Here is a 25,843-nt window from a genome sequence, read left to right on the forward strand (position 1 = left end):
CGCCCAAACGGGCGCCCTTCGCTCTTGCCGGATCTGGGTCCGGCCAAAAATAACAACAAGGGGATAGACATGGCCACTTATGATTGGCTGTTCAGCGCATTGGGGCTGCAAGACTGGTGCTCGGAAAACAAGACCGACGCACCGATGACCATGGCGCAATTGCTGGCCAGGTCTGGTCAGAAAGGGGCCGAATCCGGGGCCGAGGCTCCGGCGGTGTCCTTCTGGGATACGCCGTTTCCGTCGCTGGACGAATTGAACCGGTCTTGTGACGCGGTGGCGCGTACCCGCGACATGACAAGCTGGGTCGAACAATTGTTCCTGGCGGTCAAGAACCCGCTGAAAGTGGTTCTCGATCCGATCACTCAACCGCTGAGCTGGGCATTGGACGGATCGCTGTGGCTGTTCCAAACGGTGCCATGGTTCGTCGTCATCCCGCTGCTGCTGATCGGGGTCTGGTTCGCGACGCGGTCGATTGGACTGATCGTTTTCGTCGCCGTTTCCTTCATGTTCATGGCCTTTATCGATCATTATGTGCCCGCGATTCAAACCCTGTCGATCATCTTTGTCTGTACCGGGTTCAGCGTGTTTCTGGGCGTGCCCATAGGGATCTTGATGTCGCGCAGTAATGCGCTGCAAAGATTTGCCTTGCCGGTGCTCGACATGCTGCAAACCCTGCCGACCTTTGTCTATCTGATCCCGCTGATCTTCCTGTTCTCGGTGACGGAATCGAAACTCTACGGCATCGCCATCATCCTTTATGCGGTGGTGCCGGTGATCCGGCTGACCGATCTTGGTATCCGGCTGGTCGATCAGGACGTGATCGAAGCCGCCGATGCCTACGGCATGACCGATCGGCAGAAATTGTGGGGGGTACAGATTCCACTGGCGATGCCGAACATCATGGCCGGGGTCAACCAAACCATCATGATGAGCCTTGCCATGGTCGTGATCGCGTCGCTGGTCTCGGCCCCCGGTCTGGGTGTGCTGGTTCTGCGCGGCATTCGCAATCTGGAACTGGGTGTCGGTCTGGTCTCGGGGTTTGGCATCGTGCTGCTGGCGATCCTGCTGGACCGGGTGACCAAGGCGTCTCTCGGACGCATCAATGTAACCCATAAGCGGTAAGGAGAGGGACATGACCAACGATCCCAAAATTTCGATCCGCAAGCTGTACAAGATTTTCGGGGCCGATCCGAAATCGATGTTGCCGCATGTTCATGCCGGCATGGGCAAGCCCGAACTGCTGGACAGCTATAACCACGTGCTTGGCCTGCAAGACATCAATGTCGATATGCAAGCCGGCGAAATCACCGTGATCATGGGGCTGTCGGGATCGGGGAAATCGACCCTGATCCGACACCTCAACCGGTTGATCGAACCAACCAGCGGCGAAGTCATCGTAGATGGCGAAAACGTACTGGACTATACCGAAGACCAACTGCGCCGCCTGCGCCGTGAAAAAATGTCGATGGTGTTCCAGAAATTCGCGTTGTTGCCGCACCGCACCGTGCTGCAAAACGCCGGAATGCCGCGACGGGTCCGGGGCGAAGACGAAGGATCGGCGGAAACCAATGGCCGGACCTGGCTGTCTCGGGTCGGGCTGGACGGCTATGAGGATCATTATCCGCACCAACTGTCGGGCGGCATGCAACAACGTGTCGGCATCGCCCGGGCGCTGGCGGCGGCCAGTGACATCATGCTGATGGACGAAGCGTTTTCGGCGCTCGATCCGCTGATCCGTACCGATATGCAGGACCTGTTGCTGGAACTGCAAAAGGAACTGCACAAAACCATCGTCTTCATTACCCACGATCTGGACGAGGCGCTCAAACTGGCCGATCACCTTGTGATCCTGAAGGATGGCTTTGTGGTGCAGCAGGGTGAACCGCAGGATATTCTGCTCAATCCCAACGATCCGTATATCGAAGACTTCGTCAGCGACATCAACCGCGCCCGGGTGCTGCGGGTGCGCTCGGTGATGTCGCCGTTGAACGGGGAAACCGAATTCGCAGGCGTGGTGGATGTGAATGACAATCTGGAAAAGCTGATCCAGATGTCGGGCGGCGATACCACGCATAATTTCAAGGTGCAGCAGGACGGGACCGATGTCGGCATCCTGCACATGAAGGCGCTGGTGCGGGCGCTGGTGCCGGCACAGTCCTCTGATCGCGGTTCGATACGCTAGGCCGGACTTGTCTTGGCGCGATCCGTGAAATCGGGTCGCGCCAGTCATCCGCTTGCCAGTCATCCGCTTGCAGATCTCGACCGGCACAACGGGCGCAGCGTTCTATCCCGTCACAAGGCAATAGCGCTGCGGCACCCGCCCGTCGGGTGCCGGACCATCCAACGCCTGTGCGCCGACAAATTCATGCCCGGCCTGATGACAGAAATGCGGGATGTCGATCACCGCGACCGGATCATCGGCCAGCAATTCAATTCGCGATCCCGCAGGCAGACCCGCGATCCGCTTGCGCAGGCGCAAGACGGGCAATGGGCAGAGCAGCCCCAAAGCATCGATTTCCAACGGCTCGGACATGGCGCGACCATATTCGGGGGCTTCACGACTGTCCATGCGGGGCGTTGCCATCCGTGAGCCGACCTGCTTGTTTGCCAATCACGGTGTGAACGGTAGTCAGGGGGCAGGACAATGACAGGGCGTATTCCCGGGGTGATCCTCGCAGGCGGTTCGGCGCGGCGCATGGGTGGCGGCGACAAATGCCTGTTGGCTTTGGGCGGTCGCCCGCTGTTGGCGCAGGTGATCGACAGGTTCCGGCCACAGGTCGGGGCGATGATGTTGAACGCAAATGGCGATCCGGCCCGCTTTGCCGATTGCGGCCTGCCGGTTGTGGCCGATGATTTCGCCGATGCTGGTCCGCTGGCCGGGGTTCTGGCGGCGCTGGACTGGGCTGCGGGGCAGGGGGCGACACAGGTCGCCACCGTCGCCGCCGACACGCCGTTCCTGCCGCCCGATCTGGTGTTGCGGCTGCAACAGGGGCGCGGGCAGGCCCCGATCGCGCTGGCCACCACCCCTGATCCCGAAAATCGGTCGCGGTTGCATCCGACCTTTGGTCTGTGGTCGGTCGATCTGCGCCCCGGTCTGCGCGCGGCATTGCAGCAGGGCAGCCGGAAAATGGGCCACTGGGCCGAAGCCCAAGGCGCGGCCCGGGTGATCTTTGACAGCCCTCAGGCGCAGCAGTGGTTTTTCAACGTCAACACGCCCGATGATCTGGTCCGGGCCGAAACCATTCTGCACAGCGGGCAGGTCTGAGCCTCAGATCGATATCCAAGGCGCGTTTGGTTGGCGACAGCGGTCAGGCCGGGGTCGCTTCGAACCCGGCCAACTTGATCGCGCTCAGCAAAACATCACCGTCATCGGCGCTGTCGATTTCGACCTGACGGCTGGTCAGATCAAAGCTCAGCAACGCGGTGGGATCGGTCTGCTGAACCGATTGTGCGATCTTTGCGGTGCAATGGCCGCAATTCATCTCGGGCACGTTGAAAGTGATCACCGGCACATCTCCTTGCTATTTTGGCCCAAATGGGGGCTTCCCACGCAGGAAGGTCAAGGGCCCGTCCCGATTTTCGCAAAAATGTCGCGCCTGTCTTGACCTTCCAGTAGATGGAAGCACTATCTACCCTGTCAGGATCAGCCAAAGGTGCCCCGTGACGATGCAATTCAAACCCGATGAAACCCTCAGGCTTCCGGTCGAAGGCATGACTTGTGCCGCCTGTGTCGGCCGGGTCGAACAGGCTTTGACAGCCGTGGACGGGGTTGAAACCGCTGCGGTCAACCTGGCCAGTGAAACCGCGCAAATCCACTTTCACGCCCCCGCCAATGCACAAGGGCTGATTGCGGCGCTGGACAAGGCGGGCTATCCGGCCCGCCAAACCGACCGCAGGCTCAGCGTCACCGGCATGACCTGCGCGTCTTGTGTCGGCCATGTCGAACGGGCGCTGGCCTCGGTGCCCGGTGTCATTGCGGCGCAGGTCAATCTGGCCAGTGAAACCGCGCAAATCACGGTGATCGAAGGCGGGTTCGATCCGGCAGCGGCATTGGGCGCGGTCAAACAGGCGGGCTACGAGGCGACCTTCACCGATGCTGCCCCGGTCCCGGCGGAAAACCGCAAAGAAGCCGAGGCGCAGGCGCTCAAACGCAAATTCTTCCTGGCGGCGGTTCTGGCCTTGCCGGTCTTCATCCTCGAAATGGGTGGCCATCTGTTCGCGCCCTTCCATCACTGGATCTACGCCACCATCGGACAGCAAAACAGCTGGCTGGTTCAGTTCGTGCTGACCACGCTGGTGCTGATCGGTCCGGGCCGGGTGTTTTACCAAAAGGGCCTTCCGGCGCTGCTGCGCGGGGCGCCCGACATGAACGCGCTGGTCGCTGTCGGCACCGCTGCCGCCTATGGTTTTTCGCTGGTGGCGACCTTCCTGCCGTCGCTGCTGCCCGTCGCCAGCCGCGCGGTCTATTACGAATCCGCCGCCGTCATCGTGGTGCTGATCCTGATGGGACGCACCCTCGAAGCGCGCGCCAAGGGCCGCACCGGGGCCGCGATCCGCAAACTGGTCGGGTTGCAGCCGAAAACCGCCAGCGTCGAACGCGATGGCACCACGACCGACATCGCGCTGGAGGACGTCGCACAGGGCGACATCGTTCTGGTCCGTCCCGGTGAACGGGTGGCGGTCGATGGCACCGTGCTGTCGGGGCAAAGCTATGTCGATGAAAGCATGATCACCGGCGAACCGATCCCGGTGACCAAGCAGGCGGGGGCAACGGTCGTCGGCGGCACCGTCAACGGCACCGGCGCGTTGCGGGTCAGGGCCGATAAGGTCGGCACCGACACCATGCTGGCCCAGATCATCCGCATGGTCGAAGACGCGCAGGGGGCCAAGCTGCCGATTCAGGCACAGGTCGACCGGATCACCCTGTGGTTTGTCCCGGCGGTGATGGCGGCGGCGGCGCTGACCGTTCTGGCCTGGTTGGTCTTCGGCCCGGCCCCGGCGCTGACCCATGCGCTGGTGGCCGGGGTTGCGGTGCTGATCATCGCCTGTCCTTGCGCGATGGGACTGGCGACGCCGACCTCGATCATGGTGGGCACCGGACGCGGCGCTGAACTGGGCGTATTGTTCCGCAAAGGCGACGCGCTGCAAACGCTGCAAGGGATCAAAACCGTCGCCCTTGATAAAACCGGGACCCTGACCGAAGGCCGCCCGGTGCTGACCGATCTGGTGCTGGCCGAAGGGTCCGACCGCGACGACGTGCTGCGCAAGATCGCAGCGGTCGAGGCGCAGTCCGAACATCCCATTGCCGCCGCGATTGTCGCCGCAGCGGGGGCGGATCTGCCGGAGATGGAAAATTTCGGATCGGTCACCGGCTACGGCGTGCTTGGCACCGTTGACGGCCAACGGGTGATGGTTGGCGCGGCGCGGCTGATGATCCGGCGCAAGGTCGATATCGCGGCGCTGGAACCGGCGGCGCGCGCGATGGCGGAGCAGGGCAAAACCCCGCTTTATGCCGCGATTGACGGCCACCTCGTTGCCGCTCTGGCGGTGTCCGACCCGATCAAGCCGACCAGCGCCGCCGCCATCGCGGCACTGCACCGGATGGGGCTCAAGGTGGCGATGCTGACCGGCGACAATCAGGCCACCGCGCAGGCCATCGCCAAGGATCTGGGCATCGATCACGTCGCGGCCGACCTGCTGCCCAAGGGCAAGGTTGACGCGCTTGACGGGCTGCGCAGCGCCGGCCCGCTGGCTTTTGTCGGGGATGGCATCAACGATGCCCCGGCGCTGGCGGCAGCCGATATTGGCATCGCCATCGGCACCGGCACCGACGTCGCCATCGAAAGCGCCGATGTGGTGCTGATGTCGGGCGATCTGACCGGGGTGGTGTCGGCCTTCGATCTGTCGGCCCGGGTGATGCGCAATATCCGCCAGAACCTGTTCTGGGCCTTCGGTTATAATACCGTCCTGATCCCGGTTGCCGCCGGGCTGTTCTATCCCGCGCTGGGCTGGCAACTGTCGCCGATGTTGGCGGCGGGCGCGATGGCGATGTCCAGCATCTTCGTGCTGACCAACGCGTTGCGGCTGCGCTTCGTCCAACCCGTCTTACCCGGAAAGGAAACCGCATGAATATCGGCGATGTCGCCCGGCTCTCGGGTCTGCCTGCCAAAACCATCCGCTATTACGAAGATATCGGACTGGTCAAACCGCAACGCAGCGCCAATGGCTATCGCAGCTTTCAACCCGGTGACCTGCACAAGCTGGCCTTTCTGGGCCGCGCCCGTGCGCTGGGCTTCAGCATCGACGACTGCCGCCAGTTGATGACGCTTTACGAAGACCAAAGCCGGGCTAGCGCGGATGTGAAACACATCGCGCGTGATCACCTGAAACGGATCGATGCCAAGCTGGAAGAACTGCAACAGATGCGCGCCACGCTGGCCGCGCTGGTGTCATCCTGCGCTGGCGACAACCGCCCCGATTGCCCGATCCTCGCCGATCTGGCCGCCACGCCAAAACCCGGATGATTTCACCCTGACCAGTGCCTCTCGGAAAAGCGTGCGCAGAATTGGGGTGCCGGGGGGCAGCGCCCCCCGAGCGTTCTCAATGTCAGCGATAGCGCCCGACCTGGGTGCTCAGCCGGTCGAAGGCCGCAAAATATTCGCTGGCGATCCGGTCGATCAATTGCGCCGCCGGAACCACGTCCTTGATCGCACCGATGCCCTGACCCGATCCCCAGATTTCTTTCCAGCTTTTGGGTTTTTCCCGCTCCGAGCCGAAATCCATCTTCGACGGGTCCGACCGTTCCAGATTGTCCGGGTCCATCCCCGCCGCCGCGATGGACGGTTTCAGGTAATTACCCCAGACCCCGGTGAACAGGTCGGAATAGACGATGTCGGACGCCCCGGAATCGACGATCATCTGCTTGTAGCGGGCATCCGCATTGGCCTCGACGGTGGCGATGAAGGCCGATCCGGCATAGCCGCCATCGGCACCCATCGCCTGTGCCGCCAGCAACGCGTCACCGGTGGCAATCGATCCCGACAGGAATAACGGCCCCTCGAACCAGGCCCGGATTTCGCGCACCAAGGCCAGCGGTGACAACGCCCCGGCATGGCCACCCGCCCCGGCGGAAACCGCGATCAGGCCGTCGGCGCCCTTTTCGATTGCCTTATGGGCAAAACGATCATTGATCACGTCATGCAGGGTGATACCGCCGACCGAATGGGCGGCCTCGTTGACTTCGGTCCGTGCGCCCAAAGACGTGATCCAGACCGGCACCTTGTGCTTGACGCAAATCTCGATATCGCGCTCCAGCCGTTCGTTCGACCGATGCACGATCTGGTTGACCGCATAGGGCGCGGCGGGGGTGTCGGGATTGGCCTGATTGTAACGGTCCAGTTCTTCGGTGATCCGGGTCAGCCATTCATCCAGCGACTGACCGTCCTTTTCGCGCGCGTTGAGGGCGGGAAACGACCCGACGATCCCGGCCTTGCACTGGGCAATCACCAGATCGGGGTTGGAAATGATGAAAAGCGGGCTGCCGATCAACGGGATCCGCAAATTCTGCAATTGGGTGGGCAGGGACATCTTTAAATCCTTATTTACCTTTGAATTCCGGGGCGCGTTTCTCGATGAAGGCCTGCACACCTTCGCGGAAATCGTCCGATTGGGTCAGCGCCTGCTGTTCGCGTGCTTCGGCGCTGAATGCGTCGCCAAAGGACCCTTCGCCGATGCTGCGCAAAATCCGTTTCGCTGCCTGCGCCGCCAGTGGCGCTGCATTGGCGATGCGTCCGGCCAGCGCACGGGTTTCCGCTTCAAGCTGGCCCTCGGGCACGATCTGATTGATCAACCCGTATTGCAGACATTCCGCTGCCGGAATCTTCTGCCCTTCAAGGATCGCCTGCAACGCCCGGTGATACCCCATGCCCTTCAACAGCAACCAGGTATTGCCGCCATCGGGCACCAGCGAAATCGCGGCAAAGGCCATGTAAAGCGACGCATTGTCGGCCATCACCACCATGTCGCAATTCATCGCATAGGCGGCGCCGATCCCGGCGGCCGATCCATGCACTTGGGCAATCCAGATCTTCGATGAATTGGCAATCCCATCCAGCGACGGGCGGTATTGGGTTTCCAGCATGTTGTCGACCTTGGGGTCCAACCCGCCTTTCAGGTCCGCCCCAGCGCAGAAGCCACGGCCTTCGCCTTTCAGGATCACCACCCGGATGGCATCGTCTGCTTCGATCTCGGCCACCGCGTCAATCAGGGCGGTGCGCAGATCGGCGTTGATGGCGTTAAACGCCTCGGGCCGGTTCAGGGTGACGGTGGCAATCGCCCCGTCCTTGTCGATACGGATCACGTCGGTCATTTCTACTCCTCCTCAGCTCAGAACCCCGCGATTACGGAGGCTGGCAATCATGTCCGCGTCATAGCCCAGCTCGGCCAGAACGCTATCGGTGTCACCGCCCGGGGTGGGCGGTTGGCCCACCGGCCCCGGCGGGGTGCGGTCGAAACGCGGGGCAGGGGTCACTTGTGTCACCCCGTTCACGTCGGTGAACACGCCGCGCGCCTTCATATGCGGATGCTCGGGCGCTTCGCTCCAGCTCAGCACAGGGCCGATACAGGCATCGCTGCCGTCGAAAATCTCGGTCCATTCCGCGCGGGTCTTCGTTGCAAAGACTTTGGCATAGCTTTCGCGCCGCTGCGCCCATGACGTTTCGTCATATTGGTTCTGTTTTTCATCCTGCGGCAGCCCGGCCAGATCGACCAACTGGGCAAAGAACTGCGGTTCCAGCGCCCCGACCGAAACATATTTACCATCGGCGCATTCATAGGTTCGGTAAAACGGTGCCCCACCGTCCAGCCAGTTGCTTTCGCGGTCCTCGCTCCAGCGGCCCTGTGCGATCATGCTGTGGATCAGCGCCAACAGCGCCGGTGCAGCGTCGACCATCGCCGCGTCCACCACCTGACCGCGCCCCGATGCCTGCCGTTCGAACAGTGCCGACAGGATACCCAGCAGCAAAAACATGGTGCCCCCGGCATAATCGGCACCGATATTCAGCGGTGGAATGGGCGGTTCATCCTTTTTGCCGATGGCGTGCAACACCCCGGTCAGGCCCAGATAATTGATGTCATGCCCGGCGGTTTGCGCCAGCGGTCCATCCTGCCCCCAACCGGTCATCCGGGCAAAGATCAGCGCCGGGTTGCGGGCCTGACAGGTTTCAGGCCCCAATCCGATCCGTTCCATCACGCCGGGGCGAAACCCTTCGATCACCACATCGGCGCGGTCGATCAGCCGCAGCGCCGCTTCGACCCCGTCAGGGTCTTTCAGGTTCAGCGCCACCGACCGTTTGCCGCGATTGTTGATATCGGTCGGATCGGCCCGGCCCGATTTGCGCGCGATCAACGTGACCTCGGCGCCCAGATCGGACAGGAACTGCCCGGCCAAAGGCGCCGGGCCCAGCCCCTGCATTTCGACCACTTTCAGGCCCGACAGAGGTCCGCTCATGCCGCAACGACCACCTTTTCGCGCAGGATGTCGAAATCCGACGCGGCCAAGGCAAAGCGTTCGCCATAAGCGTCTGCCAATTCAGCGGCGCGAGCCGCGAACCTGTCGATGCCGATGCCGCGAATGAACTGGATCGCGCCGCCGGTATGGGCCGGAAACCCAATGGCGAAGATGCCGCCCAGATTGGCCTCGACCTCGGTCCTGAGCACACCTTCATTCAAGCAGCGCAGGGTCTCGATCGCCTGCCGGTACAGCAGTCGGTCGATCGCATCCTGTATGTCGATCTTGGCATTGCCTTGCGCGAACTGATCCAGCCCCGACCACAGTGATTTCGACCCGTCGGCGGCGTAATCATAGAACCCGCCACCGTAATGTCGCCCGCCGCGATCCTGTGCGATCATCGCATCACAGACCGCTTTCGATGCGGTGTTGTGCTTGCCGAAACCGCTGTCGACGCCCAACCGGTCATCCAGCGCCTTATGGGTATTGGCGACCTTCTGGCTCAGCACCAGCGACACCTCGTCATGTACCGCCAACGGCCCCACCGGCATCCCGGCCATCCATCCGGCGCGTTCCACCGCGACCGGGTTCATGCCGTCGACCATCAGCGAAATGCCTTCGTCCAGATAGGTGCCGAAAACGCGGGAGGTAAAGAAACCGCGGCTGTCATTGACCACGATCGGCATATAACCGATCTGCTGCACGTAATCGTAGGCCTTGCGCAGCGTGTCCTCGCTGGTCTTTTCGCCCAGAATGATTTCAACCACCTTCATCTTGTCGACCGGGCTGAAAAAATGCAGCCCGATGAAACGGCTGGGATCGGGGCAGGCTTCGGCCAGAATGGAAATCGGCAGGGTCGATGTGTTAGACCCGTAAATCCCGTCTTCGCCCAGCATGGCAAAGCTTGCGGGGATGACCTTTTCCTTCAGCGCGATATCTTCGAACACCGCCTCGACGATCAGGTCGGTGCCTTCAAACGCGCTATCTTCGGTCGCCGGAACGATCATCGACAGCAATTGGTCCTTCTTGGCGGCGTCCATCCGGCCCCGCTTGATCCGCTTGTCGGCCAACGTGGCGGTATTGGATTTGCCCTTCTCGGCCTTGTCCATTTCCATGTCTTTCAGCACCGATGGCAGGCCCGCATTGGCATGGGCCCATGCGATGCCGCTGCCCATCATGCCTGCGCCCAGAATGGCGGCGGATTTGGCGCGCCAATGATCGCCCTCCGGGCGCACCTTGCCGCCCTTGATCGCCTGCATGCCAAAGAAGAACGTGGTGATCGAGGCCTTGCATTCCGGTGTCACCGCCAGCGCGCAAATGCCCCGGCTTTCCACCAACAAGGCCGCGTCGTAATCCATCCGCATAGAATTGACCGCGATATCCAGAATCTTGGCCGGTGCGGGCAGCAATCCGCGGGTTTTCTGATACAGCACCGCCGGGGCGGCCATGATCAGTTGACGCACCTTGGGATGCAGCGCATCGCCGCCGGGGTAACGGAATCCCTTTTGGTCCCACGGTTGCGCATGGGCGTCGGGATTGGCCTTGATCCATGCCTTGGCGGCGGGGACCAACGCGTCAACACTGTCCACGACCGCATCGACCATGCCGATTTTCAGCGCCGCCTGCGGTTTCACCGGCTTGCCTTCGGTCAGGTGCGGCAATGCCTGTTCCAGCCCCAACAGCTTGGTCAGACGCACCACGCCCCCGGCCCCCGGCAACAGACCCAAAGTCACTTCGGGTAGGCCGACAACAGCGCCCTTCACATCTGCGATGATCCGGTGATTGCAGGCCAAGCATAACTCGTAACCGCCACCCAAAGCGGCGCCATTGATGGCCGCGACAACCGGCACCGGCAGCTTTTCCAGCTCGCGGAAGGGGCGCTTGTTTTCCTCGATATAATGCAGCGTTTCGGCATCGGATTTTTCGATCGCAAGGATCAGCCGCAAATCACCCCCGGCGAAAAAGGTTTTCTTGGCCGACGCAAAAACCACGCCGGTTAGATCGGGTTCGGCCCGCAGTTTTGCCAGCACTTCGTCCATGCCTGGCACATAGCCTTCGTTCATCGTGTTGGCCGACTGGCCCTGCATGTCGATGGTGACGATCACGATGCCGTCGGCATCTTTTTCGTAAATGAAATCAGTCATATCCGTCCCCCTCAGACTCGTTCGATGATGCTGGCAATGCCCATGCCGCCGCCGACGCACATGCAGATCAAGGCGCGTTTCAGACCGCGCCGTTCCAATTCATCCAGCATGGTCGAAACCAGACAGCCGCCGGTCGCGCCCAAAGGATGCCCCATTGCGATGGCCCCGCCGACCACGTTCAGTTTTTCGTCCGGCACGTCCAGATCGCGCTGCAACCGCAATGCGACGCTGGCGAAGGCTTCGTTGATTTCGACCAGATCGATATCGTCGATGGTCAGCCCGGCCTTGGCCAGCGCCTTTTGCGATGCCGGACCCGGCCCGGTCAGCATGATCGTCGGATCGGTCGCAGTCAGCGCAACCGACACCACCCGCCCGCGCGGGGTCAGGCCCAGATCCTTGCCGACCTGTTCATTGCCCAGCAGCACCAAAGAGGCCCCGTCGACGATGCCCGACGAATTGCCGGGGGTGTGAACGTGGTTGATGCGTTCGACATCGGTGTATTTCGCCAATGCCACCGCGTCGAACCCCAACTGGCCATGCATCGCGAAGCTGGGTTTCAGCGCGGCCAGTTTCTGCATGTCGGTGCCGGGTTTGATGAAATCGTCCCGTTCCAGAATGGCGATGCCGTTTTCATCGCGCACCGGCACGACAGAGCGGTCGAACCAACCGCTGTCGCGGGCATGGGTGGCGCGTTTTTGCGATTCCACCGCGAAAGCGTCGACATCGTCGCGGCTCCAGCCTTCGATCGTGGCGATCAGGTCGGCCCCGATGCCCTGCGGCACGAACCCGGTCTTGATCGATGTTTCGGGATCTTCGGCAAACGGCCCGCCATCTGCGGCCATCGGCACCCGGGACATGCTTTCATACCCGCCCGCACAGACCATATCTTCCCAGCCGCTGGCGATCTTGGCGGCGGCGGTGTTGAACGTGTCCAACCCGCTGGCGCAGAATCGGTTGACCTGCGCACCGGCGACGTTTTCCGCCCATCCGGCCTTTTGCAGCGCCACTTTGGGCAGCACCGCGCCCTGTTCCATTACCGGCGTCACGCAGCCCAGCATCACGTCATCGACCCGCGAAGTGTCGAGATCGTGGCGCTGCTGCATTTCGGTCAGCAACGTGGTCACAAGATTGATCGGCTTCACCTCGTGCAGGGTACCGCCAGCCTTGCCCTTGGACCTGGGTGTTCTGATCGCGTCGTAAATATAAGCTGTTTTCACCATCGGGTTCTCCTCCCTAAACCTAGTGCGATCCGGCCTTTTCTTCCGGTCGCGTCAATCCTTGTGCCACGGCGGAAAAATCCAGCTGCGGCATCGGATCGAATTCCACGAATGCCAGCCGGTGCGCTTCGCTCCGACCGATTCCCATTGCTCGCAGATATAGTTCTGCGATTTCCGAACTGGACTTGCGCCAAGTCACTGCGCCGCTCAATACCTGCGATGCCGACCCCATCAACGCACCACCGCCCAGCGTGGTGACGGACGGGATTTGATCGGCAGGAACATCGAACCGTCCGCTGGCCACACCCTCGCGGATGATATCGGCCGGTTCCCCGGCCCAGATCGCCCCCAGTTGCGGTTCGGTTATTGCAAACAAGGCGATAAACCGACCCCAATCGGGTTCGTCATGTACCCGACGGATCAGTTGCCGGATCAGGATCGAAATGTTCAGCGCCGGGTCGTCATCGGGTTTCAACCCGCTGCGCATACAGCTGCGCAATTCCTGGTACAGCATCCCACAGGTGATGTGGAACAGCGCTTCGGGGTTGTCCACGTTGTTATAGATCGTACCGCGCGACAAACCGGCGGCTTTTGCCAGATCGCTAACGGCGATCTGCATGGCGCCTTGTTCGGCGAACAGCCGCATAGCTGCGTGAATGATGCGAGATTTTACGTTTTTCATGAAAGCTGATCATCAGTGTTGACAGAAATTGAACACGCGTGTTTAGCTGAGTCAACAGCGTTCATTCAGCTTTGGGAGGAGACCGTATGAATGCGCATGACAAGGGTCCTGTCTCAGGACTCGCCCCCCGTACGGGGGCGGTTTTGCCATATGCTTTCACACAGACAGCCCCAAAAGATATTTTAAAAGGAGCCTCTGTGTGGAATTGATTCAGCTGATCATCGGCGGCATTGCCTCGGGATGTGTCTACGGACTCGTCGCGCTGGGTTTTGTGCTGATCTACAAAGCGACCGAAGGGGTGAATTTCGCCCAAGGCGACATGATGATGCTGGGGGCCTTCGTGGCGCTGGGCTTGGTGAATTCGGAATATTGGGCGCTGCCTTTTATTCCGGGCGTGATCCTCGCCGCGGCGATCATGGGCGGGGTCGGCTACGGCGTCGACCGGTTCGTGGTGCGACAGATCTTCGGCCAGCCGCAATTCGCGCTGGTGATCCTGACCATTGCCATGGGGTTTGTGTTCCGCTTTGCGGCGGGGGCGATCTGGGGCTTCACGCCGCTGGTGCTGGAAACCCCGTTCGCCGGGCGCAGCCTGCAATTCGCCGGCATCATCATCGGCTTCGAAGACCTTGTCACCATCATCGTCACGGCCTTTCTGACCCTCGGGCTGTGGGTGTTTTTCCAATATACTCGGATCGGTCTGGCGGCGCAGGCCGCGTCGCAAAATCAGATGGCCGCCTATATCGTCGGGGTGCCGGTCCGTCGGATCAATTCCACGATCTGGGCCCTGTCGGGTGTGGTTTCGACCATCGCAGGCGTGCTTTACGCCTCCAAGGGCGCGATCGATCCCAATATCGGCCTGCTGGGGATCAAGGCCTTCGCCGCCGCCGTCATCGGTGGCTTCGGCAGCCTGCCCGGCGCCTTGCTGGGCGGCATCCTGATCGGCGTGGTCGAACCCGTTGCGGCGCGTTACCTGCCCAGCGGTTTCAGTCAGATGAGCCCTTACATCATCATGCTTGCGGTGCTGGTCACCCGTCCCAACGGGCTTTTCGCTCAAATCTACGCCAAGAAGGTCTGAGCCGATGAAAGTGATTTTCAAGACAAGCTACGACAACGATATCGACCTGCACGAAGACTGGTGGGCGCGCGGCAAGCTGATCGCGCTGGTCGCGGTGATGGCGGTGCTGCCCTTCGTGGTGGGCGAATATTATCTGGCCGAGGCCACCAACACCCTGATCTGGTCGCTGGCCGGGATGGGGCTGATGCTGCTGGTCGGCCATACCGGGCAGGCCAGTCTGGGCCATGCCGCCTTCATGGCGATCGGGGCCTATACCGACGCGGCGCTGATGAATATCGGGGTGCCGTGGATGGTGGCGTTTCCGCTGGCGGCGCTGGCGGCGGGGCTGTTCGGTGCCTTGGTGGCGATCCCGGCGGTGCGGATGTCGGGCATCTATCTGGCCATCGCGACGCTGGCGCTTTTTGTCATCGTGGAAGAAATGATCATCATCATGGAACCGATCACCGGCGGGGTGGGGGGCATCTTTGCACCGTCGATCACCATCGCCGGGGTGGATTTCGACCGCTATACCAGCCTGAACAATTTCTACTGGCTGTGTCTGGGCGTCGTGGTTCTGGTCACATGGCTTTACGCCAACCTGCTGCGCAGCCCGACCGGGCGCAGTTTTCTTGCGGTGCGCGATAGCGAAGTGTCGGCCCGTGCGCTGGGTATCAACGTGACTCGCACCCGGTCGCTGGCCTTCGGGCTAAGCTGCGCGATGACCGGGCTGGCCGGGGCGCTGATGGGCCATTACATCAGCTTCTTCAATTACGAACTGTTTTCGGTCTTCATCTCGATCAACCTGCTTCTGGTGGTGACGATCGGCGGCTTGGGCTTCATTCAGGGGGCGTTTTTCGGGGCCATCCTGATCACCGCCGTGCCGCAGCTCATTTCGATCCTGCGCGACGGGCTGAACAGCACCACAGGCATCGATCTGGGATCGGTTCCGGGGCTTGATACGCTGATCTTCTCGTGCATCCTGATCGGCTTCATCATCTATGAACCGGCCGGGCTTTATGGTCGCTGGCTGAAAATGCGCGCCTGGGTGCAGCTGTTCCCGCTGGCCCGGCGCGACATGTTCCGCCGTCAGAAAACCTATATCAAGACGGAGCGGATGCGATGACCCTGTTGCAAGTCGAAGACCTCGCGGTTCATTTCGGCGGGGTAAAGGCGGTCGATGGCGTGTCCTTCAACGTCGAAGCCGGCGAAGTCTTTTCGATCATCGGCCCGAACGGGGCCGGGAAATCGACCATCTTCAACCTGATTTCGCGCTTTTACAAACCGACGCGCGGCACCATCCGGTTCGACGGTCAGGACATCACCGCGATGCAGGCGCATCAGATCGGCCAGTTGGGCATCGCCCGCACCTTTCAGAATATCGAACTGTTTGATCATTCCACCGTGCTTGATAACCTGTTGATGGGGCGTCACACCCACCGGTCGACCAACTGGGTGCAGGATATGATGTACCTGCCCAAGGTCCGCCGATCCGAACGCGGCCACCGTCGACAGGTCGAGGAAGTGATCGAATTTCTCGAACTCGAAGCTTACCGCGACAAGCTGATCGCGGGGTTGCCCTACGGCGTGCGCAAGGTGGTGGAAATCGGCCGTGCGCTGGCGATGGGGCCGAAAATGATCCTGCTGGACGAACCCGCGTCGGGCCTGTCGGTCGAAGAAAGCCAGGAAGTCGCGTTCTGGGTCGAAGACATGCGCCGCGACATGGGGCTGACCGTGCTGATGGTCGAACATGACATGTCCTTGGTCAATCAGGTCAGCGACCGGGTTCTGGCCGTGGCCAATGGCGAAGCCTTGGCAATGGGCACCCCGGCTGAAGTACAAGCCAACCCGCAGGTGAAAGCCGCATATCTCGGCACGGAGGTGGATTGATGACCGTTCTCGATATCCGCAATGTCGAAACCTTCTACGGCGCGATCATGGCGCTGCGCGGGGTGTCGCTGAGCGTTGAAAAAGGTGAAATCGTCACCATTCTGGGGGCCAATGGCGCCGGCAAGACGACGCTGATGAAAACCATTTCCGGTCTGATGGACCCGGAAAAGGGCAGCATCGAATTCAACGGCACCCGCATCGACGGGATGGACCCCGATAAAATCGTCGCCATGGGGCTGGCTCATGTGCCCGAAGGCCGCGAAGTCTTCCCCTATCTGACGATCGAAGAAAACCTGCGCATGGGGGCCTATACCCGCCGCGGGGCCGATATCCGCAACGATATCGATCTGGTCTACAGTTATTTCCCGATCCTCAAGGAACGCCGCGCCCAATCGGCAGGGTTCCTGTCGGGCGGGCAACAACAGATGCTGGCGATCGGGCGCGGACTTATGGCGCGGCCCAAGCTGATGCTGCTGGACGAACCCTCGCTTGGCTTGTCGCCACTGCTGACGCAGGAAATCTTTGCGATCATCAAGCGGCTCAACGCCGAACAGGGTGTGACCATGCTGTTGGTCGAACAGAATGCCAACGTGGCGCTGCACACCGCGCATAAAGGGTATGTGCTGGAAATGGGCCGGATCGTGATGGCGGGCAGTTGCGAAGAATTGCGCGCCAGCGACGACATTCAGGATTTCTATCTCGGTCGGCAAGAAGAAACCCAACGCGGTCAAAAACGTTGGAAACGGCGTAAGACCTGGAGGTGAACATGACACAAATGCCAATGGATATGGTCATTCCCGACGACGCGCCGATCACCATGGATGGCTGCGACACGGTTGTGAAACTCTGGTCCAAGCGCTGCCATGAACTGGCAGCCAAGACCGCGCATCGGGAAAAGGAACTGGGGGTCTGGCAGGCCTATTCCTGGACCGATTATTATCAGGGCGGCAAATGGGCCGCTTTGGGGCTGCTGGCGATGGGGCTGCAAAAGGGCCAGCCGGTACAGATCCTGTCCGAAGACCGCCGCGAATGGCTGTATGTCGATCTGGGCGTGGCGGCGGTGGGGGGTATCCCGTCCGGCGTCTACACCACTGACAGCGCGGAACAGCTGGCCTATCTGGTCAACGATTCCGGCGCGCCGTTCCTGTTCGTGGAAAACGACGAACAGTTGGATAAATTCCTCGAAGTGCGCGACCAGATGCCGGGGCTGCAAAAGGTCATCGTCTTTGACCGTGACGGGCTGGCCGGATTCAATGACCCGCTGGTGATGTTCTGGGACGACTTGATAAAACTGGGCCGCGCCGAAGCCGATGCCAATCCGAAAAAATTCGAAACGGCGCTGGACGCGGTGAAACCCGAAGACCCGCGCATGTTGATCTATACCTCTGGCACCACCGGCCCGCCCAAGGGCGCGATGATCACCCACCGAAACATGATTTATCAGGGCTTTGCTGGCGAACAGACGCTGGAATTCTTCGATACCGACGAATTGCTGTGTTTCTTGCCGCTATGTCACGTGCTGGAACGGCTGATTTCCGTGGATTTCCCGATCCTCGCCGGTTGCAAGGTGAATTTCGCCGAAAGCACCGAAACCGTGTTCGACAACCTGCGCGAAGTCAGCCCGCATTCCTTTACCGGCGTGCCAAGGATCTGGGAAAAGATCTACAGCCGCATCACCATCATGCGGTCCGAATCCGGTTGGCTTGGCCAAAAAGCGTTTGACTGGGCCGTGGCGGCCGGGATGAAGAAAGCCCAAGCCAAGGAAGATGGCAAACGTCTTGGGCCGCTGGGGCAACTCAATCTGGCGCTGGCCGATTTGCTGGTGCTGCGCAATCTGCGCAACCTGATCGGGCTGCAACGTACCCGCCGCTGCACCACCGGGGCGGCACCGATTTCGCCCGACCTGCTGCGCTGGTTCGAAGCGATCGGCGTGCACCTGCTCGAAGGCTACGGCATGACCGAAACCGCGGGCGTCGCCACCGTCAACACGATTGCCAACAACTTCGTCGGTACCGTCGGCGAAGCCTTGCCGGGCACCCAGGTCCGCATCGCGCCGGATGGGGAAATCCAACTCAAGGGCCCCGGCATTTTCCATGGCTATTGGAACAAGCCGGAAAAGACCGCCGAAACCTTCACCGAAGACGGTTGGTTGAAAACCGGTGATGTCGGCATGTTGGACAATCACGGCGCCATGACCATCACCGGGCGGTTGAAGGACATCATCATCACCGCCGGGGGCAAAAACATCACCCCCGCCGAAATCGAAAGCAAACTGAAGTTTTCGCCCTATATTTCGGATGCGGTGGTGATCGGGGATCGGCGCAAATACCTGACCTGCCTGATCATGATCGATCAGGAAAATGTCGAACGGTTCGCGCAGGACAGGCAAATCCCCTATGCCGATTTCGCTTCGCTGACCCGCGCCAAGGACGTGGTCGATTTGATCGGGGACGTGGTCAAAGAGGTCAATCAATCCTTCGCCCAGGTCGAACAGATCAAGAATTTTCGCTTGATCGACGTTCTGCTTACGGCCGAAGATGAAGAACTGACGCCGACGATGAAACTCAAGCGGAACTACGTGAACACGCGTCACGCCGCTTTGATCGAAAGCATGTATTGATCCGACCACGGGAGGGGCCGGGCCAGTCGCTACAAAATTCAAAAATGGGAGGAAGTTCAATGAAACCTTGGAAGGCAATTACAGCCGCTGCGGCCCTGACTTTGGGGCTGGCAGCACCGGCGGTTCAGGCCGAAATGGGCGTGACCGACGATGAAATCAAAATCGGCGGGGCACATGACCTGTCGGGTATCTTCGCACCGTTCTCGGTGCCTGCCGTCAAGGCCGCGCAGCTTTACTTCGACGAAATCAATGCCGCCGGGGGCGTCAATGGTCGCAAGATCAACTATATCGTCGAAGATCACGGCTATCAGGTGCCAAAAGCGGTGCAGGCCGCGAACAAGCTGATCAACCGCGATGACGTCTTCGCCATGCTGCTCAGTCTTGGCACCCCGCATAATATCGCGATGTTCAAACTGATGGGCCCCAAAGGCATTCCCAATGTCAGCCCGCTGACCGCCGCGCGGCAGATGGTCGATCCGCCTGAATCGTGGAAATTTGCCGGCACCGCGTCCTATTATGCCGCGGTCAAGGAAACCACCGAATACTTGGCCAACGAACAGGGATCGAAAACCTTCTGCCTGATGTATCTGCCGACCGATTTCGGGGTGGAAATTCAGCAAGGTCTGATCGATGGGGCCGCCGCATCGGGGACGTCTTACGGGATCGAAACCAAGCACAAACCGGACGAAACCGATTTTTCCGGTGCTTTGGGCAAGATCAAGCAAGGCGGCTGCGACACGGTCGGTTTGGCCCTTGGGGTCAGCCAGCTTATCAACGTGATCGCCACCGCGCATAAACTGGGCATGGAAGATCTGAAATTCGTGATGTCTTCGGCCGGGTTCCACACCGTCGTGGCCAAGGGTCTGGCGGCTCAGGGCGTCATGGGCGGCGTCTATGCCGGTGCCGGATGGCAGGATCTGGAAGCCCGCATCGGCAATCCTGAAGTTGCGGCATGGGTGAAATCCTATACCGAAGCCACCGGGGAAAAATTCCCTGGCACTGGCGCGCTTCTGGGCCGGTCGGCGGCGGAACTGATGGTCAAAGGTCTCGAAGCGGCAGGCCCCGATCTGACCCGCGAAGGCTTCATCAAGGCGATGGAAGGCCTGAAATACGATGACGCGGTCGCCGGAAATTCGGTTGATATGAGCGCCGACAACCACGTCGCGGCCACGTCGATTTATGTTTCGGCGGTTGAAAACGGATCGTGGAAACTGATCAAGACCATCGAATGATGATCTGGCCGGCGGGGCGGCTTTGGCGGCCCCGCCTTTTCTGTCAAAGCCCCTGATCAGGCAGGAGGAACCGCCGGTGCTGAAACGGACCCTTTACGACGAAGAACACGAAATTTTCCGCAATTCGGTGCGCAAATGGGCCGAAGCCGAAATATTCCCGCATATCGAAGACTGGCGCGATGCCGGATGCGTCAGCCGTGAAATCTGGCGCAAGGCGGGCGCACAGGGGTTCCTGTGCATGTATGCGGATGAAAAATACGGCGGGCTGGCGCTGGATGATTTCCGCTATGACATGATCTTGTGCGAAGAAATCAATCCGCGCGAACCGGGGTTTTTCATCGGGTTGCACAACCGGATTGTCGGCCCTTACCTGCACAAGCTGGGCACCGAAGAACAGCGCGACCGCTTCATGCCGGGCATCGTGTCGGGCGAAACCATTCTGGCCATTGCGATGACCGAACCGGGCACCGGGTCGGATCTGGGCGGGGTGAAAACCCGCGCGGTGGACATGGGCGATCACTGGCTGTTGAATGGGTCGAAAACCTATATTTCGAACGGTTTGCTGGCCGGGCTGATCGTGGTCGCCGCGCGCACCGGCGACGGCCATGAAATCGGCTTGTTTCTGGTCGAAGACGGCATGGACGGGTTCGAACGCGGTCGCAACCTCAAGAAAATGGGCCTGAAATCCCAAGACACCGCCGAATTGTTTTTTGACAACGTCAAGGTGCCAAAAGAAAACGTGCTGGGTGATCCTCGGCGCGGGTTCAAGACGATGATGATGAATCTGGCCGAAGAACGCATCATGGGGGCCTTGGGGTTCATGGCGCGGGCCGAATATGCTTTCGGGATCACGCTGGATTACGTGATGGACCGCCGCGCCTTTGGCCAACCCATCGGCACCTTTCAGAATTCGCGGTTCAAAATGGCCTCGATGCGCACCGAAATGGATGCGGCCTGGGCACTGACCGATCATTGCGCCCGCGAACATCTCAGTGGTCAGCTCAGCGTGGAAATGGCCGCCGAAGCCAAGCTGTTCACCTCCGAAGTCGAAGCCCGGGTGGTGGATGAATGTCTGCAACTGCATGGCGGCGCGGGCTTTATGGATGAATACGAAATCTCGCGGCTCTACAGCGATGCGCGGATCAGCCGGATTTACGCAGGCACGTCGGAAATCATGCGTGAAATCATTGGCCGGGGTCTCGGTCTGGACAGCCGCAGCCGCAATTGAAGCGGGGCGAATCGCTCTGCCAACAGGGTGAAAATGCTGCAACTGCAAGATGCATAATCCTGGTTTTTCCGGATTTTCAGGTGTTTTTTCTCGAGTTTTAGCGAAAAACCTAACGAAAATGTAAAAAAATGTTGAGTACTTCGCGGTTGCAGCATTAGCCTGATCTCCCATGAGATCGCGGGATCAGACCGGGGGACAGGCATGATGCGAAGGGTCTACATCACGGGCGCATCCGGGGCAGGGGTCAGCACCCTGGGCAAAGCCTTGGCGGCGACGCTGAACGTACCGCAGGCCGATATCGACGATTATTATTGGCTGCCAACCGAAATTCCCTTCAGCACAAGGCGCCGCGTCACTGACCGGATCAGCCTGCTGGAAACCGCGCTCGGGCCCAAAGGTTGGGTGCTCAGCGGGTCGTTCGAAAGCTGGGCCGATCCGTTGCTGGGCGGGCTTGATCTGGTCGTGTTCGTCACCGCGCCGACCGCTGTGCGGCTGGCCCGTCTGCGCGCCCGCGAAAAGGCCCGTTTCGGGGACCGGATCGAACCGGGCGGCGACATGGCCGGCATTCACGCTGGTTTCATGGCTTGGGCGTCGCGCTATGACGAACCGGGGTTTTCGGGCCGCAACCGCACCCAGCACGAAGACTGGCTTGACGCCAACCCTTATCCCGTCCTGCGTCTAAACGGCACGCAGCCGACGGCGGAACAGGTCAAGGCCGTGATCGATCATCCGGCCTTGGCGAAAACCTACGCCTGATCGATCACCCCATTCGTTCAGAGGCGTAAGACCCGGGCGACGCCGGGAACACCACCGTCTTGTTGCCGTTCAGGAACACCCGGTGATGGATATGGGCATGGATCGCACGGGCCAGAACTTGGCTTTCCACGTCGCGGCCCAGAGACACGTAATCGGACGGGCTTTGGGCATGGGTGACCCGCGCGGTATCCTGTTCGATGATCGGTCCCTCATCCAGATCCGCAGTCACGTAATGTGACGTCGCCCCGATCAGCTTCACCCCGCGTTCGAACGCCTGTTTATAGGGGTTTGCCCCCTTGAAGGACGGTAGGAACGAATGGTGGATATTGATGATCCGGCCCGACATTTTCTTGCACATCTGATCCGACAGAACCTGCATATAGCGCGCCAGCACGATCAGTTCTGCACCGCTGTCTTCGACAATCGCCATCTGCTGCGCTTCGGCCTGCGCCTTGTTTTCCTTGGTCACCTTGATGCAATGGAACGGAATGTCATGGTTCACCACCACTTTCTGATACTCCATGTGATTGGAAATCACCGCCACGATGTCGATCGGCAGCGCTCCGATGCGCCAGCGATACAGCAGATCGTTCAGACAATGCCCGAACCGCGACACCATGATGACCACCTTCATCTTGTGGCTTTCGTCATGAAAGGCGTATTGCATCTCCAATGTGGTCGCGACATCGGCAAAGGCGTCTTCCAATTCGGGCAACAATTTACCCTGTTCGCTGCGAAAACTGACCCGCATGAAAAAATTCCCAGTCTCGGAATCATCGAATTGCGAACTGTCGGTCATGTTGCAACCGTTGTCGGACAGGAAATTGGCAATCGCGGCGACGATGCCGCGGGTGGATTTGCATTTCACGGTCAGGGCGAAAGTGGTCATTGGCGTCCTATCAGGTTCCGGCGCTGGGGCCGCTGTTTGGGGTCAACCTTCGTGGTAAAAGGCACGGTCTGGCGCGGCAATCGCAGAAATGACCTTGTTCAGGCTGAAATGCCGTTATTGCCCGAATAACGGGGTTCTGGACTTTCCGATCGGATACATCCGGCATTTTAAGGGGAATTTCCGTCACAAACGCGGCTTGCTCGGCAGGTGGCGGTCCCAAATCAGGGAACCGCTTGGATTTCACCGCAAAATCAGACTGAAAAGCAGTGGATGACGCGTATGACACCGGGGCGGTTTCCCGACGACCGGTCCCCCGCTAAGGAGAGATCAAGAAGCGAGACCGGCCGCAAGTCCCAGAACCGTCCGGGGTCACACGCGTAACATCCGTTGCTGCAGGTGAATTTTTGCAAATCACGTGCCAACCCCAAGCCACGGTGCGGGAATAATTTTCCACCATTTCGCAGCGGCGCTTTCCCGATTACTGTCGGCCCGGAATCGGAAAGGCTTTGAAATGGCGCAACACTCCAAACGGGTGATCATTGTCGGGGCGGGCATCATCGGTGTCGCCGCGGCGGTCTGGCTGCAACGTGAAGGCCATCAGGTCGTGCTGGTCGATCGCGCCGGCCCGGCCGAAGGCGCTTCTTTCGGCAATGGCGGCGTGTTGGCCTCTTGTGCCATTGTCCCCGTCACCACGCCGGGCCTGTGGACAGAAGCACCGGGCATGGTGCTGAACCCGCAAAGCCCGCTGTTCCTGCGTTGGTCCTACCTGCCGCGAATGATGCCTTGGCTGCTGCGCTATCTTGGCCATGCCACCGATCGCGGCGTGCAACGCACCGCCAAGGCGCTGTATCCGATCATCGGTGACAGCCTGTCCGATCATCAAACCCTTGCCGCCGGGACCGGGGCGGAAAAATGGATCATCGGGTCGGATTATGTCTATCTCTACCCGTCCCGGCGCGCGTATCTGGCCGATCACTATGGCTGGAAAATCAAGCGCCAATTCGGGTTCGACCCGGTGGAATACGAAGGCGAAGCGCTGCGCGCCTATGATCCGTCTTTCGGGCAGGGCATCGGGTTCGGCGCGGCGCTGCCGGGGCATGGCCGGATCACCGATCCGGGCCAATATGTCAAAGACCTTGCCGCCCATGTGGTCGCACAGGGCGGGGAATTGCGCCGCGCCGATGTGTCCGGCCTGATCCGCGACGGCGACCGGGTGACCGGGGTGCAAACCGATGCCGGACCGCTGCACGGTGATGCGGTGCTGATCGCCACCGGTGCGTGGTCGGGGCCATTGGCGCGCGAACTGGGGCTGAATATACCGCTGGAAACCGAACGCGGCTATCATATTGAACTTTGGAACCCCTCGATCATGCCGAAAGCGCCGGTAATGATGACTTCGGGGTCTTTCGTGATCACCCCGATGGAAGGCCGGTTGCGGCTGGCTGGCATCGTGGAATTCGGCGGGTTGCAGGCGGGACCGTCGCGGGCCCCGTTCAATCTGTTGAGAAAACATCTGAAAACGGCGATGCCCGACCTGCGCTGGGACCAAGCCACCGAATGGATGGGCCACCGTCCGACGCTGACAGATTCAGTGCCGGTGATCGGCGCGGTGCCGGGCTGGTCCGGTGCCTATCTGGGCTTTGGCCATCATCATGTCGGGCTGACCGGCGGGGCGAAGACCGGGCAATTGCTGGCGCAGATGATCACCGGAAAACACCCCAATATCGATATGGCCCCTTATGATCCGGGCCGGTTTGCGGGCTGATCCGCGAACGGGTCGTCCGGATAACCGACCCCGGCCAGATACAGCCCCTGCGGCGGACAGACCGGCCCGCAGGCGGCGCGGGTGCGCGCCGCCAAGGCGTCGCGCACATCCTCGGGGGTCCAGGACCCGGTGCCGACCCGTTCCAGCGTGCCGACAAAACTACGCACCTGATTGTGCAGGAAGGACCGGGCGCGCAGGAAAAACCGCAATTCGGGGCCGGACCAGCCTTCGACTTCGGTGATGCTCAACTCGTCCAGCGTTTTGACCGGGCTTGCAGCCTGACAGATGGTGGACCGGAACGTGGTGAAATCATGCTTGCCGATCAGGTATTGCGCTGCCTGCCGCATCGGTTCGGGGTCTAACTGCTGCGGCACCTGCCAGACCAGCCCGGCATCATGGGTGGCCGGGGCCCGCCGCATCAGCAACCGGAACACATAGCGCCGTTCGCGCGCCGAAAACCGTGCATGCCAATCGTCCCCGACCCGCGCCGCGGCCCGGATCGCCACCGGCTGCGGTTTGAGATGGTAATTCAGCGCCTGCGACAGCCGGAACGGGTCCCAATCCTTTTCCAGATCGCAATGCGCCACTTGCGCAATCGCATGCACCCCGGCATCGGTCCGTCCGGCCGCTGCGATATTGTGCGGCCCCGGTTCCAGCCGCGCCAGCGCGGCCTCGATCGCGCCTTGAACCGAAGGCTGATCGGTTTGGCGCTGCCAGCCGACGAAAGGGGCACCGTGATATTCGATATGAAGGGCAAATCTGGGCATGGCGCGCCCATAAAGCAAATTTGCGCATTTGGGAAGCGGCGGGAATTTTCGAGTATTTTTGCCAAGAAGAAACACAAGTGGTTTTACCCGGCCC

General features: G+C 60.7%; 24 protein-coding genes. 14 read left to right on the forward strand and 10 right to left on the reverse strand.

Annotation, left to right across the window (positions count from 1 at the left end; genetic code table 11):
• Positions 1–69: 69 nt before the first annotated feature.
• Both TG4357_RS15280 and TG4357_RS15285 read left to right on the forward strand, forming a co-directional pair.
• Positions 70–1,122 carry an ABC transporter permease gene (locus tag TG4357_RS15280; RefSeq protein ID WP_058263764.1) on the forward strand — a complete coding sequence of 351 codons (1,053 nt, stop codon included), beginning with the start codon at positions 70–72 and terminating at the stop codon, positions 1,120–1,122.
• A 10-nt stretch (positions 1,123–1,132) separates the two neighbouring features.
• Positions 1,133–2,182, forward strand: a complete 1,050-nt coding sequence (locus tag TG4357_RS15285; RefSeq protein WP_058263765.1) for a quaternary amine ABC transporter ATP-binding protein — start codon at positions 1,133–1,135, stop codon at positions 2,180–2,182.
• A gap of 102 nt (positions 2,183–2,284) precedes the next feature.
• On the opposite strand, the gene TG4357_RS15290 is transcribed toward TG4357_RS15285, so the two are convergent.
• Positions 2,285–2,533, reverse strand: a complete 249-nt coding sequence (locus TG4357_RS15290) for a sulfurtransferase TusA family protein (protein WP_058263944.1) — start codon at positions 2,531–2,533, stop codon at positions 2,285–2,287.
• A 111-nt stretch (positions 2,534–2,644) separates the two neighbouring features.
• On the opposite strand from TG4357_RS15290, the gene mobA reads away from it, so the two are divergent.
• The gene (mobA, locus tag TG4357_RS15295; protein ID WP_058263766.1) at positions 2,645–3,265 is read left to right on the forward strand and encodes a molybdenum cofactor guanylyltransferase MobA; all 621 of its coding nucleotides are present in this window, start codon (positions 2,645–2,647) and stop codon (positions 3,263–3,265) included.
• A 43-nt stretch (positions 3,266–3,308) separates the two neighbouring features.
• Here the strand turns inward: mobA and TG4357_RS15300 are convergent, their stop codons facing one another.
• The gene (locus TG4357_RS15300) at positions 3,309–3,506 is read right to left on the reverse strand and encodes a heavy-metal-associated domain-containing protein (RefSeq protein ID WP_058263945.1); all 198 of its coding nucleotides are present in this window, start codon (positions 3,504–3,506) and stop codon (positions 3,309–3,311) included.
• Positions 3,507–3,666: 160 nt separating this feature from the next.
• On the opposite strand from TG4357_RS15300, the gene TG4357_RS15305 reads away from it, so the two are divergent.
• The gene (locus tag TG4357_RS15305) at positions 3,667–6,129 is read left to right on the forward strand and encodes a heavy metal translocating P-type ATPase (protein WP_058263767.1); all 2,463 of its coding nucleotides are present in this window, start codon (positions 3,667–3,669) and stop codon (positions 6,127–6,129) included.
• Positions 6,126–6,524 carry a Cu(I)-responsive transcriptional regulator gene (gene cueR / locus TG4357_RS15310; RefSeq protein ID WP_058263768.1) on the forward strand — a complete coding sequence of 133 codons (399 nt, stop codon included), beginning with the start codon at positions 6,126–6,128 and terminating at the stop codon, positions 6,522–6,524. The genes TG4357_RS15305 and cueR overlap by 4 nt, the downstream gene beginning before the upstream one ends.
• Before the next feature lie 82 nt (positions 6,525–6,606).
• On the opposite strand, the gene TG4357_RS15315 is transcribed toward cueR, so the two are convergent.
• The 6 genes from TG4357_RS15315 to TG4357_RS15340 are packed head-to-tail and all read right to left on the reverse strand — an operon-like array spanning position 6,607 to position 13,551.
• Positions 6,607–7,587: an NAD(P)H-dependent flavin oxidoreductase gene (locus TG4357_RS15315; RefSeq protein ID WP_058263769.1), complete on the reverse strand. Its 981-nt coding sequence runs from the start codon at positions 7,585–7,587 to the stop codon at positions 6,607–6,609.
• A 10-nt stretch (positions 7,588–7,597) separates the two neighbouring features.
• The gene (locus TG4357_RS15320; protein ID WP_058263770.1) at positions 7,598–8,368 is read right to left on the reverse strand and encodes an enoyl-CoA hydratase/isomerase family protein; all 771 of its coding nucleotides are present in this window, start codon (positions 8,366–8,368) and stop codon (positions 7,598–7,600) included.
• 12 nt (positions 8,369–8,380) lie between these two features.
• Positions 8,381–9,508, reverse strand: a complete 1,128-nt coding sequence (locus TG4357_RS15325; RefSeq protein ID WP_058263771.1) for a CaiB/BaiF CoA transferase family protein — start codon at positions 9,506–9,508, stop codon at positions 8,381–8,383.
• Positions 9,505–11,652 (reverse strand): 3-hydroxyacyl-CoA dehydrogenase NAD-binding domain-containing protein, encoded by a 2,148-nt coding sequence (locus TG4357_RS15330; RefSeq protein ID WP_058263772.1) that lies wholly within the window; start codon positions 11,650–11,652, stop codon positions 9,505–9,507. Before TG4357_RS15330 ends, TG4357_RS15325 begins: the two co-directional genes overlap by 4 nt.
• 11 nt (positions 11,653–11,663) lie before the next feature.
• Positions 11,664–12,869: an acetyl-CoA C-acetyltransferase gene (locus TG4357_RS15335; RefSeq protein WP_217621234.1), complete on the reverse strand. Its 1,206-nt coding sequence runs from the start codon at positions 12,867–12,869 to the stop codon at positions 11,664–11,666.
• Between the two features lie 22 nt (positions 12,870–12,891).
• Positions 12,892–13,551, reverse strand: a complete 660-nt coding sequence (locus TG4357_RS15340; RefSeq protein ID WP_074646705.1) for a TetR/AcrR family transcriptional regulator — start codon at positions 13,549–13,551, stop codon at positions 12,892–12,894.
• Between the two features lie 199 nt (positions 13,552–13,750).
• On the opposite strand from TG4357_RS15340, the gene TG4357_RS15345 reads away from it, so the two are divergent.
• The 8 genes from TG4357_RS15345 (at position 13,751) to TG4357_RS15380 (ending at position 22,328) form a co-directional block, all read left to right on the forward strand.
• Positions 13,751–14,626 (forward strand): branched-chain amino acid ABC transporter permease, encoded by an 876-nt coding sequence (locus tag TG4357_RS15345; protein ID WP_058263775.1) that lies wholly within the window; start codon positions 13,751–13,753, stop codon positions 14,624–14,626.
• 4 nt (positions 14,627–14,630) lie between these two features.
• Positions 14,631–15,728, forward strand: a complete 1,098-nt coding sequence (locus TG4357_RS15350) for a branched-chain amino acid ABC transporter permease (RefSeq protein ID WP_058263776.1) — start codon at positions 14,631–14,633, stop codon at positions 15,726–15,728.
• Complete coding sequence (locus TG4357_RS15355) at positions 15,725–16,492, forward strand: ABC transporter ATP-binding protein (RefSeq protein ID WP_058263777.1); 768 nt, start codon at positions 15,725–15,727, stop codon at positions 16,490–16,492. The genes TG4357_RS15350 and TG4357_RS15355 overlap by 4 nt, the downstream gene beginning before the upstream one ends.
• Positions 16,492–17,256 carry an ABC transporter ATP-binding protein gene (locus TG4357_RS15360; protein ID WP_058263778.1) on the forward strand — a complete coding sequence of 255 codons (765 nt, stop codon included), beginning with the start codon at positions 16,492–16,494 and terminating at the stop codon, positions 17,254–17,256. Before TG4357_RS15355 ends, TG4357_RS15360 begins: the two co-directional genes overlap by 1 nt.
• Before the next feature lie 2 nt (positions 17,257–17,258).
• The gene (locus tag TG4357_RS15365; RefSeq protein ID WP_233487524.1) at positions 17,259–19,112 is read left to right on the forward strand and encodes an AMP-dependent synthetase/ligase; all 1,854 of its coding nucleotides are present in this window, start codon (positions 17,259–17,261) and stop codon (positions 19,110–19,112) included.
• Between the two features lie 59 nt (positions 19,113–19,171).
• Complete coding sequence (locus tag TG4357_RS15370) at positions 19,172–20,344, forward strand: ABC transporter substrate-binding protein (protein ID WP_058263779.1); 1,173 nt, start codon at positions 19,172–19,174, stop codon at positions 20,342–20,344.
• A 76-nt stretch (positions 20,345–20,420) separates the two neighbouring features.
• On the forward strand, positions 20,421–21,572 hold the full coding sequence (locus TG4357_RS15375; RefSeq protein WP_217621232.1) for an acyl-CoA dehydrogenase family protein: 1,152 nt from the start codon (positions 20,421–20,423) through the stop codon (positions 21,570–21,572).
• Between the two features lie 201 nt (positions 21,573–21,773).
• On the forward strand, positions 21,774–22,328 hold the full coding sequence (locus TG4357_RS15380; protein ID WP_199484665.1) for a P-loop NTPase family protein: 555 nt from the start codon (positions 21,774–21,776) through the stop codon (positions 22,326–22,328).
• 4 nt (positions 22,329–22,332) lie between these two features.
• On the opposite strand, the gene purU is transcribed toward TG4357_RS15380, so the two are convergent.
• Positions 22,333–23,217 (reverse strand): formyltetrahydrofolate deformylase, encoded by an 885-nt coding sequence (gene purU / locus TG4357_RS15385; RefSeq protein ID WP_058263780.1) that lies wholly within the window; start codon positions 23,215–23,217, stop codon positions 22,333–22,335.
• A 511-nt stretch (positions 23,218–23,728) separates the two neighbouring features.
• Between purU and TG4357_RS15390 the strand changes: the two genes are divergently transcribed.
• Positions 23,729–24,982, forward strand: a complete 1,254-nt coding sequence (locus TG4357_RS15390) for an NAD(P)/FAD-dependent oxidoreductase (protein ID WP_058263781.1) — start codon at positions 23,729–23,731, stop codon at positions 24,980–24,982.
• On the opposite strand, the gene truA is transcribed toward TG4357_RS15390, so the two are convergent.
• A complete protein-coding gene (truA, locus tag TG4357_RS15395) occupies positions 24,955–25,749 on the reverse strand; it encodes a tRNA pseudouridine(38-40) synthase TruA (protein WP_058263782.1) in 795 nt (264 codons plus the stop codon). The genes TG4357_RS15390 and truA overlap by 28 nt on opposite strands.
• Between the last annotated feature and the right edge of the window lie 94 nt (positions 25,750–25,843).

Source organism: Thalassovita gelatinovora (assembly GCF_001458355.1).
In the GTDB taxonomy this organism is placed as follows: domain Bacteria; phylum Pseudomonadota; class Alphaproteobacteria; order Rhodobacterales; family Rhodobacteraceae; genus Thalassobius; species Thalassobius gelatinovorus.